Source organism: Chryseobacterium tructae (assembly GCF_030409875.1).
GTDB lineage: Bacteria > Bacteroidota > Bacteroidia > Flavobacteriales > Weeksellaceae > Chryseobacterium > Chryseobacterium tructae.
Genome location: NZ_JAUFQR010000003.1, coordinates 846,933 through 864,536, shown reverse-complemented (window position 1 = coordinate 864,536; position 17,604 = coordinate 846,933). Strand labels below are relative to the sequence as shown.

14 protein-coding genes and 1 pseudogene are annotated in these 17,604 nt (G+C 35.4%); 9 read left to right on the top strand and 6 right to left on the bottom strand.

All coding sequences use genetic code 11. The features are described 5' to 3' along the window. The first annotated feature begins 425 nt into the window (after positions 1-425). Positions 426-2,957, top strand: coding sequence for a DUF5686 family protein (locus QWZ06_RS27650; protein WP_290302373.1), 2,532 nt, complete (start codon positions 426-428; stop codon positions 2,955-2,957). 67 nt (positions 2,958-3,024) lie between these two features. Here QWZ06_RS27650 and QWZ06_RS27645 read toward each other — a convergent pair whose 3' ends face one another. The 5 genes and pseudogenes from QWZ06_RS27645 to rplU form a co-directional block, all read right to left on the bottom strand. Further along, a complete protein-coding gene (locus QWZ06_RS27645) occupies positions 3,025-3,198 on the bottom strand; it encodes a hypothetical protein (RefSeq protein WP_290302372.1) in 174 nt (57 codons plus the stop codon). A 348-nt stretch (positions 3,199-3,546) separates the two neighbouring features. Then, a complete protein-coding gene (locus tag QWZ06_RS27640) occupies positions 3,547-4,758 on the bottom strand; it encodes a T9SS type A sorting domain-containing protein (protein ID WP_290302369.1) in 1,212 nt (403 codons plus the stop codon). Between the two features lie 141 nt (positions 4,759-4,899). Next, positions 4,900-5,058, bottom strand: a complete 159-nt coding sequence (locus QWZ06_RS28275) for a bacteriocin-like protein (protein WP_435384146.1) — start codon at positions 5,056-5,058, stop codon at positions 4,900-4,902. A 196-nt stretch (positions 5,059-5,254) separates the two neighbouring features. Continuing rightward, complete coding sequence (rpmA, locus tag QWZ06_RS27635; RefSeq protein ID WP_027372929.1) at positions 5,255-5,512, bottom strand: 50S ribosomal protein L27; 258 nt, start codon at positions 5,510-5,512, stop codon at positions 5,255-5,257. A gap of 12 nt (positions 5,513-5,524) precedes the next feature. Then, positions 5,525-6,099 (bottom strand): annotated as a pseudogene (gene rplU / locus QWZ06_RS27630) (50S ribosomal protein L21). Between the two features lie 183 nt (positions 6,100-6,282). Here rplU and QWZ06_RS27625 point away from each other — a divergent pair. Then, entirely contained in the window at positions 6,283-7,170 is an 888-nt protein-coding gene (locus tag QWZ06_RS27625; RefSeq protein ID WP_290302366.1) for a neutral zinc metallopeptidase, read from the top strand. 119 nt (positions 7,171-7,289) lie between these two features. Beyond that, a complete protein-coding gene (locus QWZ06_RS27620) occupies positions 7,290-8,384 on the top strand; it encodes an acyltransferase family protein (RefSeq protein ID WP_290302365.1) in 1,095 nt (364 codons plus the stop codon). On the opposite strand, the gene QWZ06_RS27615 is transcribed toward QWZ06_RS27620, so the two are convergent. Further along, positions 8,374-9,570 carry a porin gene (locus tag QWZ06_RS27615; RefSeq protein WP_290302364.1) on the bottom strand — a complete coding sequence of 399 codons (1,197 nt, stop codon included), beginning with the start codon at positions 9,568-9,570 and terminating at the stop codon, positions 8,374-8,376. The two genes, QWZ06_RS27620 and QWZ06_RS27615, sit on opposite strands and share 11 nt — an antisense overlap. A gap of 198 nt (positions 9,571-9,768) precedes the next feature. On the opposite strand from QWZ06_RS27615, the gene QWZ06_RS27610 reads away from it, so the two are divergent. From QWZ06_RS27610 to QWZ06_RS27585, 6 genes are all read left to right on the top strand, one after another. Beyond that, positions 9,769-10,347, top strand: coding sequence for a MiaE family protein (locus QWZ06_RS27610; protein ID WP_290302362.1), 579 nt, complete (start codon positions 9,769-9,771; stop codon positions 10,345-10,347). Between the two features lie 23 nt (positions 10,348-10,370). Continuing rightward, positions 10,371-10,988, top strand: a complete 618-nt coding sequence (locus QWZ06_RS27605; protein ID WP_290302361.1) for a DUF502 domain-containing protein — start codon at positions 10,371-10,373, stop codon at positions 10,986-10,988. 90 nt (positions 10,989-11,078) lie between these two features. Further along, a complete protein-coding gene (gene tnaA, locus QWZ06_RS27600) occupies positions 11,079-12,455 on the top strand; it encodes a tryptophanase TnaA (protein ID WP_290302359.1) in 1,377 nt (458 codons plus the stop codon). 548 nt (positions 12,456-13,003) lie between these two features. Then, positions 13,004-13,777, top strand: a complete 774-nt coding sequence (locus QWZ06_RS27595) for an FAD-dependent monooxygenase (RefSeq protein ID WP_290302357.1) — start codon at positions 13,004-13,006, stop codon at positions 13,775-13,777. A 4-nt stretch (positions 13,778-13,781) separates the two neighbouring features. Next, a complete protein-coding gene (locus QWZ06_RS27590) occupies positions 13,782-14,939 on the top strand; it encodes a pyridoxal phosphate-dependent aminotransferase (RefSeq protein ID WP_290302355.1) in 1,158 nt (385 codons plus the stop codon). Between the two features lie 162 nt (positions 14,940-15,101). Then, positions 15,102-17,555, top strand: a complete 2,454-nt coding sequence (locus QWZ06_RS27585) for a TonB-dependent receptor plug domain-containing protein (protein WP_290302353.1) — start codon at positions 15,102-15,104, stop codon at positions 17,553-17,555. Positions 17,556-17,604 lie beyond the last annotated feature (49 nt).

Genomic DNA, 17,604 nt, shown 5'->3' with positions numbered 1-17,604 from the left:
CGTAGCAGGAGTTGGAGAGACTGATTGTAAGTAGGAAAAATTAAAGAGAGTCGACTTTCTTTTAAAATGGATATATATTATTCTATATCTAAAGTATAGCTGATGTCGAAAAAATATTTGAATACAGATTTAAAAGAATTCATTTTTTTGCCCTTCTTATTACAAACTTCCTATTTTATTATCTCTTAAAAAGGGTGATTTTAGATAAATATAAGTCGTAAAAGAAGTGACTTTTCCGTTTATTATTAATTGATTGATTCCTTATCTATTAAGCTGATAAACATAGTATTTATTTTTTATTAGATGGTAGTACTATTTTTGTTAAATTTGCCGTTTTACATAGAAGTGTAAGAATATTTTATTTTTTTATATATTTTTTAAAAAACTGCATACTTTTTGTTTGTGCTAATTGCCTGAAGAAACGAATGATGTTAAACAACAACTCTAAAAAACACTATTTTTTATTTTTTTTCCTGACTATTACCAGCTTCACATATGCTCAAACCCGGGCTAGTGGTAAGATTGTTGATGCCAAAAACAACAAGGAAGTGAACAAAGTTGATATTTTTATCAATGATAGTAAAACTCCAGCCTTTACTACCACCTCAGGAAGCTTCAGCGTTCAGTCTGACAGCATTATCCAGAGATTGAAGTTTGTTAGAAAGAATTATACTGCAGAAACTTTTGACGTTACTCCTGAAAATGCTGAGAATATTTTTGTTCAGCTTTCTCAGGCTAAGGTAAGCAGCATTCAGGAAGTTGTGATTCAGGCGGGGAAACCTAAATACAAAAACAAGAAGGAAAACCCAGCATATGCTATTATGCAAAAAGTGTGGGCTCAGAAAAGAAACAACGGTCTGGAAAAATTTAATACTTATTCATACAAGGAGTATGAAAAGACCCAATTTGATCTTAATAATATTGACAGTGCCTTTATGAAGAGGAAAATCTTCAATAAGCTGGACTTTATTTTTAATTATGCAGATTCTACAGCAAGCGGCAGACTAGGGCTTCCTATTTTCCTCAATGAAGCTGTTTATGAAAATTATGGTAAAAATAAACCTGATAAAGATACTAAGAGAACGTTAGTGGCTCAAAAGACTTCAGGTTTTCAGGACAACCAGGTTATTACTGTTTCTGCAAAGAATCTTTACAGGGATATTAATATTTATGACAATACTTTAAATTACTTTGATATTGGATTTCAGAGTCCGGCGGGAACTGATGGATTCGGGACTTATGATTATAATCTTGTGGATACTATTTCTATTCATGGAGAGAAAGCTTTTCAAATAAGATATCAACCTAAGCGAAAAGATGTATTGGCATTTCAGGGAAATCTTTATATAGATACAGACAGTTATGCTGTCCTTGGAGCTACTTTAAGATCTACACAAAAAATAAATGTTAATTTCGTCAATAGTGTTTATACTCAACTTGAATATGACAATCCGGATGAGACCACATTTCTCCCAAGGAAATTGATCACAGAGGTTGAAATGAGTCCTTTTTCAAAGAAAAAAGGATCTAAGAGTATTATTGCCCGAAAATCTGTTGATTATTCTAATTATGAATTTAATATTCCTCTTGATCCGAAAGTTTTTAAAAGAAAAGAAGAGGAATATGAAGATAAGTTTACGGATAAAGATGAAGCGTACTGGACAAAAGCAAGACCTGATACTTTATCTAAATCTGAGCAAGGCGTTTATAAAATGCTAGACCAATTACAACAAACTCCAAAGTTCAACCGAATGGTAAAACTGTTTGAAACTCTTGGTTCTCGTTATTACAATGCTTTTAAAGGGGTAGATTTTGGACCTATCTTCTCAGTATACGGAAGAAATGATGTAGAGGGAGATAGAATAAGACTTGGTGCAAGATCTTATTTTGGATTGAATGATCCTTGGAGAGTTCAGTTTTATACGGCTTACGGATTTAAAGATCATCAGATAAAATATGGTGCTGAAGCACGGTATATGTTCAACAGACTTAACCGATTTATGATTGGAGCCGGAACCAGCAGAGATATCGTTCAGCTGGGGGGACAACTTACCGCAGGTGACGGAGTGGCATCTCGATCGTTATCTTCAAGTACATTTTTTGCAAGAGGAGAAAATATTTCTTTAAGTTCTGTAAACCAAACCAATGTTTTTGCGGCTATAGAGCCTTGGAAAAATGTACAGATCAGAGTTGATGGAGTAATGCAAAGCATTCATTCTGCTATTCCTGAAAAGTTCAACCTTATGTATTACCAGGATGGGCAATTAAGGAAAACAGTTAATGATTCCCATGTCACTATCAGTTTAATTGCAAAACCGGGTGCTAGATTTTCTCAAACAGGGATAGACCGATATCAGGCAAAAAACCTTGCCCCTACTATTGTTTTAAGATATACCAGAGGTATAGAAGGACTGTTTAATGCAGATTTTAATTATAATAAGCTTCAATTTATGTTCTACAAACCATTTTTGATTGGAACATTAGGGAAGACCATTGTCAATTTTGAGGCAGGAAAAAATTTCAATACAGTTCCTTTAGCTTTACAGAATATTATTCCTGCTAACCTTTCTTATACTTTGGCTCCGAATACATTCTCACAGCTTAATTATTATGAGTTTGTGGCAGATGCTTATACTACTCTTCATTTGGAACACCACTTTAATGGTAAAATATTATCTTATATTCCTTTAATTAAAAAGCTAAAGCTTAGAGAAGTTGCCTTTCTAAGAGCTGCTTATGGAACTTTAAGTGATGCATCTAAGGCAATTAATGTAGAAGGATTTAGATATTCTGCTCCAAGTGACCATATTTACTATGAGTATGGATTTGGAATTGAAAACATTGGTATTGGAAATCTTAGACTCTTTAGAGTAGATTTTAACTGGCGAGGAAATTATCTTGACAGACCTGATATTTCAAAATTTGGTGTTAAGGCAGGAATTCAGGTAGGATTTTAAAAAAATATGATATTAAAACGGGCGGCTTCTTCGAAGCCGCCCGTTTTATTTTATTTATACTTAAAAATCAACAATAACAAGGCATCATTTCTTCTACGGCATTTGGGCAGTACTGCTGCTGCCAGGAAGTAAGCCCACACCATTGAGCACATGTTGTAACCAAAAAATCAGGACATGTATAATCATTTCCTGCGTTGATCGATTTTAACTGCTTCTTTGTAATTCTGTTATAATTTTTCATACTATCTATTAAATACACTCACAAGGTTCTTCAAAGAGATTACTTAAACAGTGTTGTTTTTGCCAGGGAGTCCATCTACACCATGCATTACAAGAATTTGCCACAGGAGGACAATTTCCTGCTCCTCCATTAATTTCTTTCAGATTCTTTTTCGTTAATTTTTTTTAGATTTTTCATAATTATTTAGTTTTAATTTATTGCCTACTCTATATGCTTTTCGGCTTACGCAATGAATTTGTTATTTGATTATAAACAAATATATAAATATTTCACTATCACAAGAATATTTATGAAAATTTAATTTATTTCTAATAAAAAAGCTGAACCTGTAAAGCTCAGCTGATATATTTATTTTTTAATCAATTTTGCAGATTGGGTTTCTTTATCTGACAGCAATATCAAATAGTAAACTCCAAGAGGCAAATTCTGGACGTTAATGATTCCAGTATCCGGAAGAGAGCCAGTACTCATTATCTTTCCTGATTCATCCAAGATTTTATACATTTTAAATTGGTTACTCTCAACATATACATAATCTTTAGCCGGATTAGGATATATTATGGCTTCCTTTTTTATAGTCGTTTCATGAACGTCAAGACTTGACGAAGCAGCAAGCCATACCACAGCATTTACCAAAAGGGGTCTGTGATTTCCATTAGCATCACCTGTATATCCATTATATAGTGTATCATTAGGATCTCCTGTACCATCATCCGGAACAGAGCTATCTCCTAGAGCGCAAATTCTTCCATTACCATAAGTAGATGTTGCAAACATTACATTTGTACTTCCGACTGTTGAAGAGCCCGTTGTAAAGATAAGCCCTTGTGCAGAAGGATTATTGTTTTTATTTAGAGTCATTGTAGCCCCACTTGAAAATTTCATTTGCGTTGGTGTTCCTTGTGGACCAGCCAAAATGGTAGGATTAAGATTAACTGGAGCAAAATTGGAACTCACTGGTGACACATTATTTAGATTAAAACTTATTCCAAAAGGATTATTAGCAACATTATTTGAAGTAAAAAAGTCATTCCATATAGCAGGAGAATCCCAGCCATCATTATTCCTGTCACTTACCGTATGATCTGAAACCATAAAAAGCCCCCCTCCATTGGCTACAAAATTTAACATTGCTGTTTTTTCTGAGTCAGTAAATCTTATATTAGGTTCAACGACAATAAAAACTTTATAATTAGAAAGATCTTGTGGATTGGATGAGTTTCCATAACTAATATTTCCGTTATAAGGTAAAGTTTCTACAACATATCCCTGCCTTACCAGGTCAATTCCCCAATTGCTCAACGCTCCCTGCCAATAAGTCTCTGAGGTGGTGCCAGTAATTCCACTTTGGGCAGGAGTTGGAATTCTTTGCGGATTCGATTCTGTTCCGGTTGTACCTATTCCCGTAGAGGTCACGCTAAGATTATGAGTATCAGCATCGATAATCCAATCTGCATTTCCCCCCATTTCAGCTTTGGTAGCATCAAACAGTACTTTGACTTGAGCCTGCCAGCCTAAAGAAACCAACATACTCAACACAAGTATACATTTACCCTTCATATTTATTATATTTAAAAATGGGGAACAAAATTATAATTCTTTGAATTTTGTTGGAATGGATAAAATTAAAATTATATTAAAATTGAAAATAAAAAAGCGGCTTCTAAGAAACCGCCTATATCATTCTCACTCATTTATTCGTTAGCAAGGTGCACAGGATTCTCCCAATATGCAATGGGTCTTCTGCCATGGAGTCCAGCTGCACCACTCTTCACATGTATCTGTCATTGAAGGACAAATCCCTGCGCCTCCGCACACATTCTTTAAGCCTCTTTTTGTAAGTTTTTTTAAATTTTTCATAGTTATATAGTTTTAATGGGGGTTCCTTACCTTATATATTTTTTGGTTTGCACAAATAATTTGTTATTTGATCACCAACAAATATAAAAATATTTCACATTCTATAGAATATGATTAAAAAAACGACTCATGGGTATGAAGCAAAAAAAATCCTCAGCAAATACTGAGGATTTAATTTTTATAAAACGCTTAAAAATTATGCGTTTGGTTCTACAGATACGAAAGATCTGTTGTTTGCTTTCTTTCTGAAAACTACTTTACCATCTACTAATGCAAACAAAGTGTGATCTTTACCGATTCCCACGTTATCACCTGGGTGGTGCTGAGTACCTCTTTGTCTAACAATAATATTTCCGGCAATAGCTGCTTGTCCTCCGAAAATCTTCACACCTAATCTCTTAGAGTGAGACTCTCTACCGTTCTTGGAACTACCGACTCCTTTCTTGTGTGCCATTTTATTACTGGATTATTTGTTAAGTGCTTTAAATTGATCAATATTCTTAATGATAGCAGCATCTACTTCTTCATGAGTAAGAATATTCTTTTCTAGTTCAACTTTAACTGCTTTACCTAAAGTAATTAAAGTTTCTCTGTTCTCTTTAGACTGAGACAAGTTGTTTTTCTTTAAGTGATAGTTCAACTCGTGATCTTCACTAAAGTTAACAGTTGCGTTGTCAGAAAGAACCTCAGACTTTACAGTTTCTTTTTTAGCAGCTTTTTTAGCTCCTGCTTCAAATCCTGTAATACCAGTGATTACGATTTGAGTTAAAGATTGTCTGTGACCGTTTTTCACTTTGTAACCTTTTCTTCTTTTCTTTTTGAAAACGATTACTTTATCAGCTTTTACGTGGTCAAGGATCTCTGCTTCCACAGTGATACCGCTTACAGCTGGGGCGCCTACAGTGATTGCTCCGTTTACAGTAAGAAGAACTTTATCGAAAGAAACTTTCCCTCCTTTATCTCCTTTTAAACGGTTCACAAACAACTTTGGTCTTGCTCAACTTTATATTGAAGCCCTGCTATTTCTACAATTGCAAACATTGTTTATAAATTTTTAGTTATTTCGAGGTGCAAATATACAAATAAAATTCTAATCAGCTTACAATCAAAGCAATGTTTTTTATATAAAAAATATATTCACTATGTTTTGAATAATTTTTAATAATAATGTGTTCATATATAAAAGATAATTTCATAACTTCGTTTTACCAACTAAATTATTATATGAAAAGAAACTTTAATCTCTGCTTAATAGCAGGCGCCATTGCTGCAACATTCCTGTCAGCATGTAGTGATGAAAAAATGGACGATCAGGTTCTCCCACAACAGGAAACACTGAATGCAACAATTGAACAACCCACAGCACTTGAAAAAGCTTGTAACTATGTAGACAACAACTGGAGTCCCAATTCTGTTTTAGTGACTGGACTTCAAAACTCCACAGACACCAATTTTATGAATGCTCAGATGACTAAAATTGCAAGTTTATGGGGAAGAAGCAATCCTACTCTACGATTCGTAAATGATCCATCCAACTTCAATTCTACGTACAACGCCATTTCTTATGGTAATGGAAGAATCTACTATGGTTATGCTATTTATTATGATGCAAAATCAAAAGGAGGAGATATTGTAAATGCGATGATTCTTGCTCACGAGTATGGACATCAGCTACAGTATATCTTTGGACTTCCTTCGGTAAATGAAAACACGGCAAGACCCAACGAGCTTGAAGCAGACGGTTTCGCAGGATATTACTTAAGAAGACCAAACGGTTACAACAAGACTAGTTTTCCGGAAATTGCAGCAGCTTATGAGTTTGCACAGAGCATCGGAGATAATCAAACTTCAAGTCCAAACCACCACGGTACTCCTGCACAGAGAAGATCTGCTGTTCGTTTAGGCTTCCTATTAGGACAGTATGACCTTAACGCTCAAAACTTTGATTACAATTTCTTCTATTACTATCAGGGAGTTTTGAACGGAACTTATAAGATGGCTAAAAACACTGCTAACCCAGAAATTGATGCTTATATGAGTCAATATATAGATGAATTGAGAAAAATTCAATCTGGAGAAATTTCAGCAGAAGAATTTAAACATCTTCAATAAAGAAACATTCATTTTTAGCATATTTAAGAAAGGAGGCAGACCATTTAGGTTCTGCCTCTTTTTATTTGACTTGAAAAATAACAGAAGTTTATTTACTTTTGACCCCACATCCAATAATAATGAACAGAGATCTCTATATTGACTTTGCCAAAGGACTGGCTACCCTATCTATTATCTTTATCCATACAGCTTTCTGGTCTGGACAGTTTTATATTCCTGCAGAAGTAAGAGTCTTTTCTCTTGTTTTTGATGTGGCTCTATTTTATGCTTTGAGCGGAATTACTTCAGGAGCCAATATTGAGAAAACACTCTATAGATTATTAAAATTACAGATCACTTATATGATCTTTGTGACTTTTCTATTCTTTTTAGATTACTTTTTTAAAGTATTTGGTCTCACTTTCTTTTCTATGGAGTGGCTACAGAATTTTTATTCCACCTTTGGGTCAAAGTACTCCACCACCAGTGTTTCAACGATACCTCAATGGCAGAATCTCGGAAACTGGTACCTTCATCAATATACCAATGCGGATACATTTCCTGTAGTTATGGGAAGCTTCTGGTATCTGAAGGTCTATTATATCCTTACTGTTCTTGGCGTATTAATCTTAAGATTTTTCCCAAGACACATCAACTGGTTTATTGGACTTTGCATTGGCCTAACGTTATTATTTAATATTTTTCCGGAATACTATCCAACAGGCCAGGTTGGTTACGTTGCTTTCTATATGGCAGTTTTCTTAATTGGAAACAGAATGCGTGGAAAAAAAATCCCAACTAAATTCATTCCGGTACTATATACACTTGTAGCTACAGCTTTAATATGGATGTTCTGGTATTATGGAAATGAAATTTTCTATAAAATCAATAAAAATAAGTTTCCGCCGCAAATCCCTTATATCATCTGGGCACAATTCTCACTGGTTACTTTGTTTGTTCTTTACAACAGATTAAAGGTTACCAAGGAAAATCTTATCACATACATTGGTAAAAATGCCATTTTCTTCTATTTCGCTCAGGGAATAAGCTCCTCTTTAGTTTATTTTTTGGTAGTTCCGTTGAAAGAAAATATGCCTTGGTGGATCTTAATGATCGTTATTTATGTCATTAATATCATTTTAGCATTCATTATTTCTTCAGGATTAAAAAAAATAGATGCATTGGGTTGGAGTATTCTCGAGTTTTTAAGAAAAAAAACAGCCATTAAAGACTAAATTTCTTATTAAAGCTTCCTGAAAGATCAAGTCTAAGACCTAAAGTGAAAACACTTTTCTCTCTTTCTCCTGTTGATGTTTTCCCCATAGAGAATCTCTGTTCACTGTAAATTTGAGCAAATTTAAAAGGAGAATAAGAAAGTCCGATAATGATATCATTCTTTTTAAATCCAGGATCAAGGCTATATTGATTAAAAGTTTCATTCATAGATTTTAGATCGGGAACATACAAATTATACCCCGTTAAGACAGAAAATTTTTGAAATTTATATTTTCCGAATATTTCTAATCCTTTAGCATTGAAAACGGTAGTAAATGGCAATGTTCCCATATCAGGATCCCTATAAGAACCATGAGAAAAGTCGCCATTTTTCTGCAGTATCCCTACAATACTAAAATCGATTGTCTTTCCAATATACTTAGTTCCCAAAGAAAAATAAGTGGGTTGTCCTTCAAGACCAATGATCTTTCCATTATTGACGAGATTATCACTAAGTAATGCCCTGTTAAAAGCTGCTCCAGCAAAGAAATTCTCTATAATTTCGTATTGAAGCGAAGCTCCGAATCCATCTATAAATTTGCCGTTATTACCTCCTCTCGCAAGAATTTGTCCGCCCACATACCATGATCCGAAATGATTCCTGTAAATAACCGATTGATCTGCACGGCCGGTTCCGGTTTCGCCACCATCTGTCCCCCCGATAAATGTAGCAGATGCCCTTGATCCAAAAACATTAAATCGATCAGTATACGCAGTAACATCACGGTAAACACTCCACTGCTTTCCAATAGTAAGCGTTCCAAATTTACCAAAATCCAGTCCCAGATATCCCAATCGGTTTCCAAAAACCTGTTGTTTCTGAGCAGATTCTACAGTAAGAAAGCCTCCTGATAAATTCCCGTCTACATTAAAGGAGGTTCCTCCTTTAAACATATTCAACTGAATCTCACCACCTGCAATGAATCCCAGATTTCCTTTTTTTATAGTAAGCTCCATTCCAATTCGGGAAGCATTTTCCTGCATCTCCATCTTCTGATCGTACACAGCCAGATGCCCACGAAGACTCGCGTAAGGTTTTACTAAGACTTCAAGGGAATCTTTTGTCTCTTGCGCCTGCATCTTTCCTGCACCTATAAAAAGTAATAAATATCCTATTGAGAAACAGAATTTTCTATTTATGTTCATCTGAATGATTATCTGATTATTAGTTGGGTTGCTTCGTAGAAATGTAAGAAAAAATATTGTAACCAAAGAAGCCAACCATTTATAAATACTAGATTAAATGACATCTTCATTACATAAAACTCAATAGAAAATAAATTCTATCTATCCAGAAGCATTGAATATGTCTAATTTGTATTAAATTTACAAAAATTTTAAAACATGTTTAAGTTGAAACTCCCAACCGATCCAAGGTGGGCAAACATTGCGGAAGGAAACATCGAAGAAATTTTAACAGATCATGCCTGGTGTGAGCAAAAAGCGGCCACCAATGCGATTGGCCTGATCACTATGCTTCCAGAATATCCAGAGATTGTTACAGAACTTCTTGCTATTGCCCAGGAAGAACTGGATCATTTTAATCAGGTTCATGAGATCATCAAAAAACGAGGGTACACATTTGGAAGAGCCAGAAAGGATGATTATGTAAATGAGTTGGCGAAATTTATTATTCAAGGAAGCAGAGAGGATCTTATTGTAGACAAAATGCTTTTTGCTGCGATGATTGAAGCCAGAAGCTGTGAGAGATTCAAGGTTCTTACTGAAAACATTAAGGATGAAGAACTTAAAACTTTCTACAAAGAGCTTATGATTTCTGAAGCGAACCATTATACAACTTTCATTGGATTTGCAAGACAGCTTGGTGATCCTGAAAAAGTAAATGAAAGATGGGAAGCGTGGTTAGAATATGAAGCTAATATCATTAAATCCTACGGAAATAAAGAAACCATTCATGGTTAAAAATAAATAGTAAAGAATAAACATTGAAGAAACCAAGCTTTGAAAGTATTGCCAATCTATTCCTGAAAAACTTCTTTCAGGGGCTGGTTATTATTGGCCCAATTGGACTGACAATTTTTGTAATCTGGTATATTGTAAGCGCCATTGACAATCTTATCCCGTCTCTTGCCAAGCAAATCCCAGGGCTTGTTTTCGTATCAATCATATTACTGACTGCTATTTTAGGCTATCTTGGAAATAAATTTGTGGTCGGAAGATTCTTTTTCGATACCATGGATAGTTTACTGGAAAAAACACCTGGAGTAAAGCATATTTATACTCCAACAAAGGATGTTATGTCTTCTTTTGTGGGTGACAAGAAAAAATTCAACGATCCTGTATGGGTTAAAACCAATGAAAATCCGGAGATTTGGAGAATTGGCTTTTTAACTCAAAAAGAAATGTCGGACGTTGACAAGCATAATTACGTTGCGGTATATTTGCCCCATTCTTATGCCATCTCGGGCTGGGTAATTGTTACTGAAGAAAAAAACATCAAACCTGTAGTGGGAATGACTGCAGCTTCTGCCATGAAGTTTGCAGTAAGTGGCGGCGTTGCCGGATTTCATTCTGATGAAAATATATTTAAAGCGCCGGAATAATCTCCTTTTCTCTTTACATGTACATTGATGAATTTGAAAATTATTTTCAAACCAATTTTCTTTACACACAATTAAAAAACATACCAACCCATGAATTTACCTTACGCGGAACCTTTCCGCATTAAAATGGTGGAAGAAATCCGCCAATCTACCAGAGCTGAAAGAGAACAATGGCTTAAAGAAGCTAATTATAACCTCTTCAATTTAAAATCTTCACAAGTTTTTATCGATCTTTTAACAGATTCCGGAACCGGAGCGATGTCTGACAGACAATGGGCTGCATTAATGACCGGGGATGAAAGTTACGCGGGATCCCGTTCTTTTGAACAACTCCAAAATACTGTTGAAAGAATCACCGGCTTCAAATATTTATTGCCTACTCACCAGGGAAGAGCTGCTGAAAATGTTCTTTTCTCCGTTTTGGTAAAAGAGGGAAATGTAGTTCCGGGAAACTCTCATTTTGATACTACAAAAGGACATATTGAATTTAGAAAGGCACATGCCATAGATTGCACTATTGACGAGGCTTTTGACATCAATGACCCTCACCCTTTCAAAGGAAATATCAATCTTGAAAAACTAGAAGAAGTTTATAAAAGCCATCCTAAGGAAAATATTCCTTTCTGCCTAGTTACTATTACTTGTAATTCTTCCGGAGGGCAACCTGTATCTTTAGAGAACATGAAGGCCGTAAAAGCTCTTTCTGACCAATATGGTATTCCTGTATTTTTTGATTCAGCAAGATTTGCAGAAAACGCTTACTTCATTAAGAAAAGAGAGCAGGGGCAAGAAAACAGAAGCATTAAAGAGATCTGTAAAGAAATTTTCTCTTATGGCGACGGAATGACGATGAGTTCTAAAAAAGACGGTCTGGTGAACATTGGAGGATTTATTGCTCTGAACAGTGAAGAAATTTTCAGAAAAGCATCCAATTTCACCATTATCTACGAAGGATTTATTACCTATGGAGGAATGGCTGGAAGAGATATGGCTGCATTAGCGGTAGGCCTTGATGAAGCTACCGAATTTGCTTATCTGGAAAGCAGAATTTCTCAGGTAGAATATTTGGGAAACAAACTGATCGAATATGGAATTCCTGTGCAGAAACCTATTGGAGGGCACGCTGTTTTCATCGATTCTTTAAACTTTCTCCCCAATGTTTCCCGTGAGGAATATCCGGCGCAAACACTAGGCCTTGAAATCTATAAGGAAGCAGGAATCAGAACCGTAGAAATTGGAACCCTATTGGCAGACAGAGATCCTGAAACAAGACAAAACCGTTATCCTAAACTGGAGCTGGTACGCCTTGCAATCCCGAGAAGAACTTATACCAACAATCATATGGACTATATTGCTGCTGCAATAAAGAATGTATATGAAAGACGTGAAGAAATTGCGAAAGGGTATAAAATCACTTGGGAACCAGAAATTTTAAGACACTTTACCGTACAGCTTGAAAAGGCATAACAATACAAACAGAACCGGAATTTATTTCCGGTTTTTTTATGCACCCAATTATTTCACAAATATTTTTCTAAAATCTTACATATAGATTCTTCTATTTCTTATGCTTTTCATCTTATCTTTCAAAATTTCAGAATCAAATTAATTTATTTTTTCAAAATAATGAATGTTTTTAATTTACTTTTGTACCCATAAAAATCGACCGAAAATAATTTAAACACCAACCTGAAAAAATCCATTATTCCGAACATGAACAAAATTGCTGTCGTGGGTGCCGGCATTTCCGGCTTAAGCATGGCTAATTATCTCGAAAAGCACAAATCAATTACCACATTTACGAAAGAAGAAACAAAGAAGATTTAGCCGGCCATGGCTTTCTTATTCCACAAGAAGGCATAGAATATCTTACCCAGATCATTGATCCCGCTCTTCTTTTTGCACATGGAAGCTTTCTGAAAAAATACATACAATATTCTCATACAGGAATAAAACTTGCAGAAAAAGACCTCAACAATGTATTTGCCATTTCAAGACACGCCTTGATTGATCTTTTGTCCAGAAAAATCTCTCCTGAGAAAATAACGTACAATGCAACTGTAATTCCTTCTGATATTGAAAAAGGAAAGCTGATACATTCTGACGGAACTGATATTGATGCAGACGTAGCCATTGTTTCTGATGGTTCTAAAAGCCGTATCAGAAGAACGCTTTTTAAAGATGAAAAAATGCGACAAGTCAGAGAAAATGAAGTGGTTAACATTATTAAAGATGAAGAAATTGCTGCTTCTATTGAGAACGACTTCATAAAATTCCATCATGATCAGGGTGGACTTACTTTTGGAATTCTAAAATTGTCTCCAGATACTATTCTTTGGTATTCTCAATTCGACAATGAAAAATACCAGATCAACAAATTCAATACTGATCATCTAAAGAAATATATGCTGGAAGTTTTTGCAGACTGGCATCCTTTGGTAACCTCAATTATCAAAAAATCGAGCTATGAAAACGTACATTTATGGTGTGTGTATGAACTGGAAAACCTCAACCCTTTTTATAAAGACAATATTGTATTCATTGGTGATGCAGCTCATCCACTCATTCCTTTTACAAGCCAGGGAGTTACCTCAGCACTGAAAGATTCTTTTACACTGACGAAATATTTAGTTGAAGAAAATAATACCAATGAAGCTTTCCGAAAATATGAAACTGAAAGAAAACCTGAAATAGAAACTCATATCAATAATGGCAGGATACTATTGAATCAGTTCCTTCTTCCGACAGATCAACAAACAGATAATATTTTACCTATATCATACAAATAAGAATATGTTCACAAATAACGATATCAACTTTGAAGCTTTAAAGAGAAAAGCATATAATGGCAGATGGGCAACTCTTGAAGACGGAATCATCCCTTTAACAGCTGCAGATCCGGATTTCAGGACTGCACCGGAAATAGAACAGGGAATCATTGAATATATAAAGGACGGATATCTGAGCTACGGCCCATTTTCCGGACTTCCGGAGTTTAAAAAAAGCGTTGCTGATCATTTTAATCAGGAAAAGCATGGGAGTTTCTCTCCTGAAAATGTATTGGCTGTTAACAGTGCTGCACAGGGAATGTTTCTTATTGCTAAATATGTTTTAAAACCGGGTGATGAAGCCATCATTCTGGATCCTGTAGATTTTTTGTTTAAAAAGTCTGTAGAAACTGCTGGGGGAACTGTAAAGCTATGTCCTGTAGATACTCAAACGGGAGCTATTGATTTCGAAAAAATGATTTCTTTAATCAGTCCCAATACTAAACTGATCAGTATCTGCAATCCACATAACCCACTGGGAAAAGTTTATTCTAAGGAAACATTGAAAAAGGTTTCGGAGATTGCTTCTGCTCATGACTTATGGGTAATGAGTGATGAAATCTGGAGTGATATTATTTATGATAACAGAGATTTTCACACGTATTCATCTGTATCTGAAGAGGCCAAAAGAAAAAGTTTTACGGTTTATGGTTTTTCAAAGTCTTTTGGAATTGCTGGATTGAGAATTGGAGCGGTATTGTGTAATGATCAGGAAATTCTTGAAGACTTCACAGAAAAATCCAGCTTCAACTCTACCATAGAAGGGGTTTCCACATTATCACAGATTGCGGGAAGTGTAGCTTTGGAAAAAGCCAAGCCTTGGTATAAAGAGTTTCTAAATCACTTACAACACAATAGAGATCTGGCTTTTCAGCTTTTGAATGGATCGGGCCTTGTTACCCCTAATCTTCCCGAAGCTACTTTTGTATTATTTCCAAAGATTGAGAACGGAATGTCCAGCGAACAGTTTGCCCAACATGTTCTACAACATGGAAAAGTAGCCATTGTTCCAGGCTCAGAAAGATGGTTCGGAAAAGGAGCAGAAGGACATATAAGAATTTGTTTTTCAACTTCGCAGGAAATTCTAGAAGAAGGTCTTAACAGAATCATTACCAGCTTTTAATATTAAAAATCTTCATTAAACTAATGATTTTAACTATTATTTTACTTTAATCCATTATAAACAATATTAAATTAAGACATTCATAACAAATAATTAATTTTAATATTGATTTAAAAATAAATATTGATAATTTTGAGTTAACCATCACCCAAAATTATCAATATGAAGATAAAATACATAAGCATTGTTTTTCTTACAGTTTCTTCTCTATCTTATGCTCAACAGGTAAAAGATACGCTGACAAAGGAATCTAAAATAGACGAAGTAGCGATTACCGGAAGCCGAAACAAGAAAAGAACAGTTATCAACACTCCCGTTCCTATTGATATTATCGATATCAAACAGGTAAGCCAGGCTACAGGGCAGGTAGAAGTTAACCAACTTTTACAATTCTCGGCTCCATCTTTCAATTCTAATAAACAATCCGGATCAGATGGTGCTGATGCGGTAGATCCGGCAACGTTAAGAGGACTTGGCCCGGATCAAACTCTCCTCCTTCTTAATGGAAAAAGATACCACCAGTCATCATTAATTAATCTTTTCGGAACCAAAGGAAGAGGGAATACGGGTTATGATATGAATACCATTCCTATTGGTGCGATAAAACGGGTTGAAGTTCTGCGTGACGGAGCTTCAGCTCAATATGGTTCGGATGCCATTGCCGGTGTAATCAATGTTATTCTTAATGATCGGGATAAAGGTTTCGAAGGAAATGCTTTTTATGGGATGAATCTTTTTAAAAGTCCGGGAAATAATGATATCGTTTCTGATCATAAAGTAGATGGAATGACCTTTGACTTTAGTGGAAATTTGGGAACAAAAATCGGGAACAAAGGGGGTTTTGGAAATTTCACCGTAGAATTCATCAATAAGGATTATGCCATCAGAAATGCTAATCCGGATATTTACAACAATCCTGATCCTGCTCCCAGACAACGCTTCGGAGATGCGAAAGCTCAAAATATTTATTTTTTCGGTAATATTGAACTCCCTCTATCTGATGGACTCACATTCTATTCCCGTCAAGGTTTTTCACACAGAAATACCAAAGCTTATGCATGGACTAGGACTCCTAATGCCAATGGTAATATTCCTGAGATCTATCCGATGGGATTTAATCCTATTGAAGATACCAACATCACAGATTTTACTTTCGATAATGGTTTAAAATTCAAGGTGGCTAACTGGGATGTAGATTTTTATAATGCTTTTGGGGATAATAGATTTACTTATGATGTTACCCATACTCTTAATGCCACTTTAGGTACTAAATCTCCAACTCAATTTTATGCTGGTGGGCATTCACTCCTACAAAACACAACAGGGTTTAATGCGGTAAGACAGTTTAAGGTGCTTGAAGGGCTTAATATTGCCTTCGGTTCAGAGTTTAGATATGAAAAATTCAATATTATTAAAGGAGAAGAAGCTTCTTATACGATGTATGACATCAATGGAAATGTGGTAACCCCTAATACACCTGCCAATTTATTGGTGACCAACCCTCTTGTTCCACCTGGCGAAAATAACATAAGACCGGGAGGATCACAGGGTTTTCCAGGGTATTCTACAGATATTGGCAAAAGCAGAAATAATTTTGCAGCTTATATAGATACTGAACTGGATGTTACTAAGAACTGGATGGTCAGTGTAGCTGGAAGATTTGAAAATTATAATGATTTTGGCAGTACCTTAAATGGCAAGTTTGCGACAAGGTATGCCTTTACCCCTCAGTTTGCTTTCAGAGGATCTGTCTCTACAGGTTTCAGAGCTCCTTCTCTTGCTCAGAAGTATTACAGTCAGCAGTTCACTAATTTCCAAGGGGGGAAACTGGTTACCATTCAATTGGCTTCCAATGATAGTAATCTTGCCCAAAGAGTGGGTATTGAACAACTGAAACAAGAAACTTCCGTTAACGGAAGTGCCGGATTTACCTTTAATACCGGTAAATTCACTGCAACAATAGATGGATATTATATCAGCGTAAAAAATAGAATTGTTCTCACAGGAAACTTCTCAAGAGATGATCTCCCAATAGATGTTCAAAAAGATTATCCTTATATTGACCAGGCACAATTTTTCTCCAATGCCATTGATACCAAAACAAGAGGGATTGACCTAATCTTAAGCTATAGTGAAAATCTGGGCTCAGGAAAGCTAACCGCTACTCTAGCTGGAAATTATAATGACATGGAGATTACAAGAGTAAATACTTCACAACAACTCGCAGGAAAAGAAGATATTTATTTAAGTCCAAGAGAAAGAGGCTTTATTTTAGCCTCCGCTCCTAAAACAAAAGTGAATCTTAACCTCAACTACAAAATTAACAAGTTTAATGCAAACCTTCAGCTGGTAAGATTTGATAAAGTTACCCTTATTGGATATGATGATGCAGAACAGATTTATAACCCAAAAGTAACCACTGATATTTCTTTTGGGTATGAATTTTCAAAGAACCTCAACTTTACGTTAGGAAGCAAAAATATTTTCAACAGATATCCAACCTTACAAACCACACAGGTAACTACGGGGAACACTGAATCCGGTGGAATATTTGATCCTGTACAAATGGGATTTGCAGGAAGACAGGTTTTTGCCAGACTTAACTTTAAGTTTTAGAAAGAAGAGAAGCCGGAAGAGAGAGAATGAAAGTTACCAATTTCTCTAC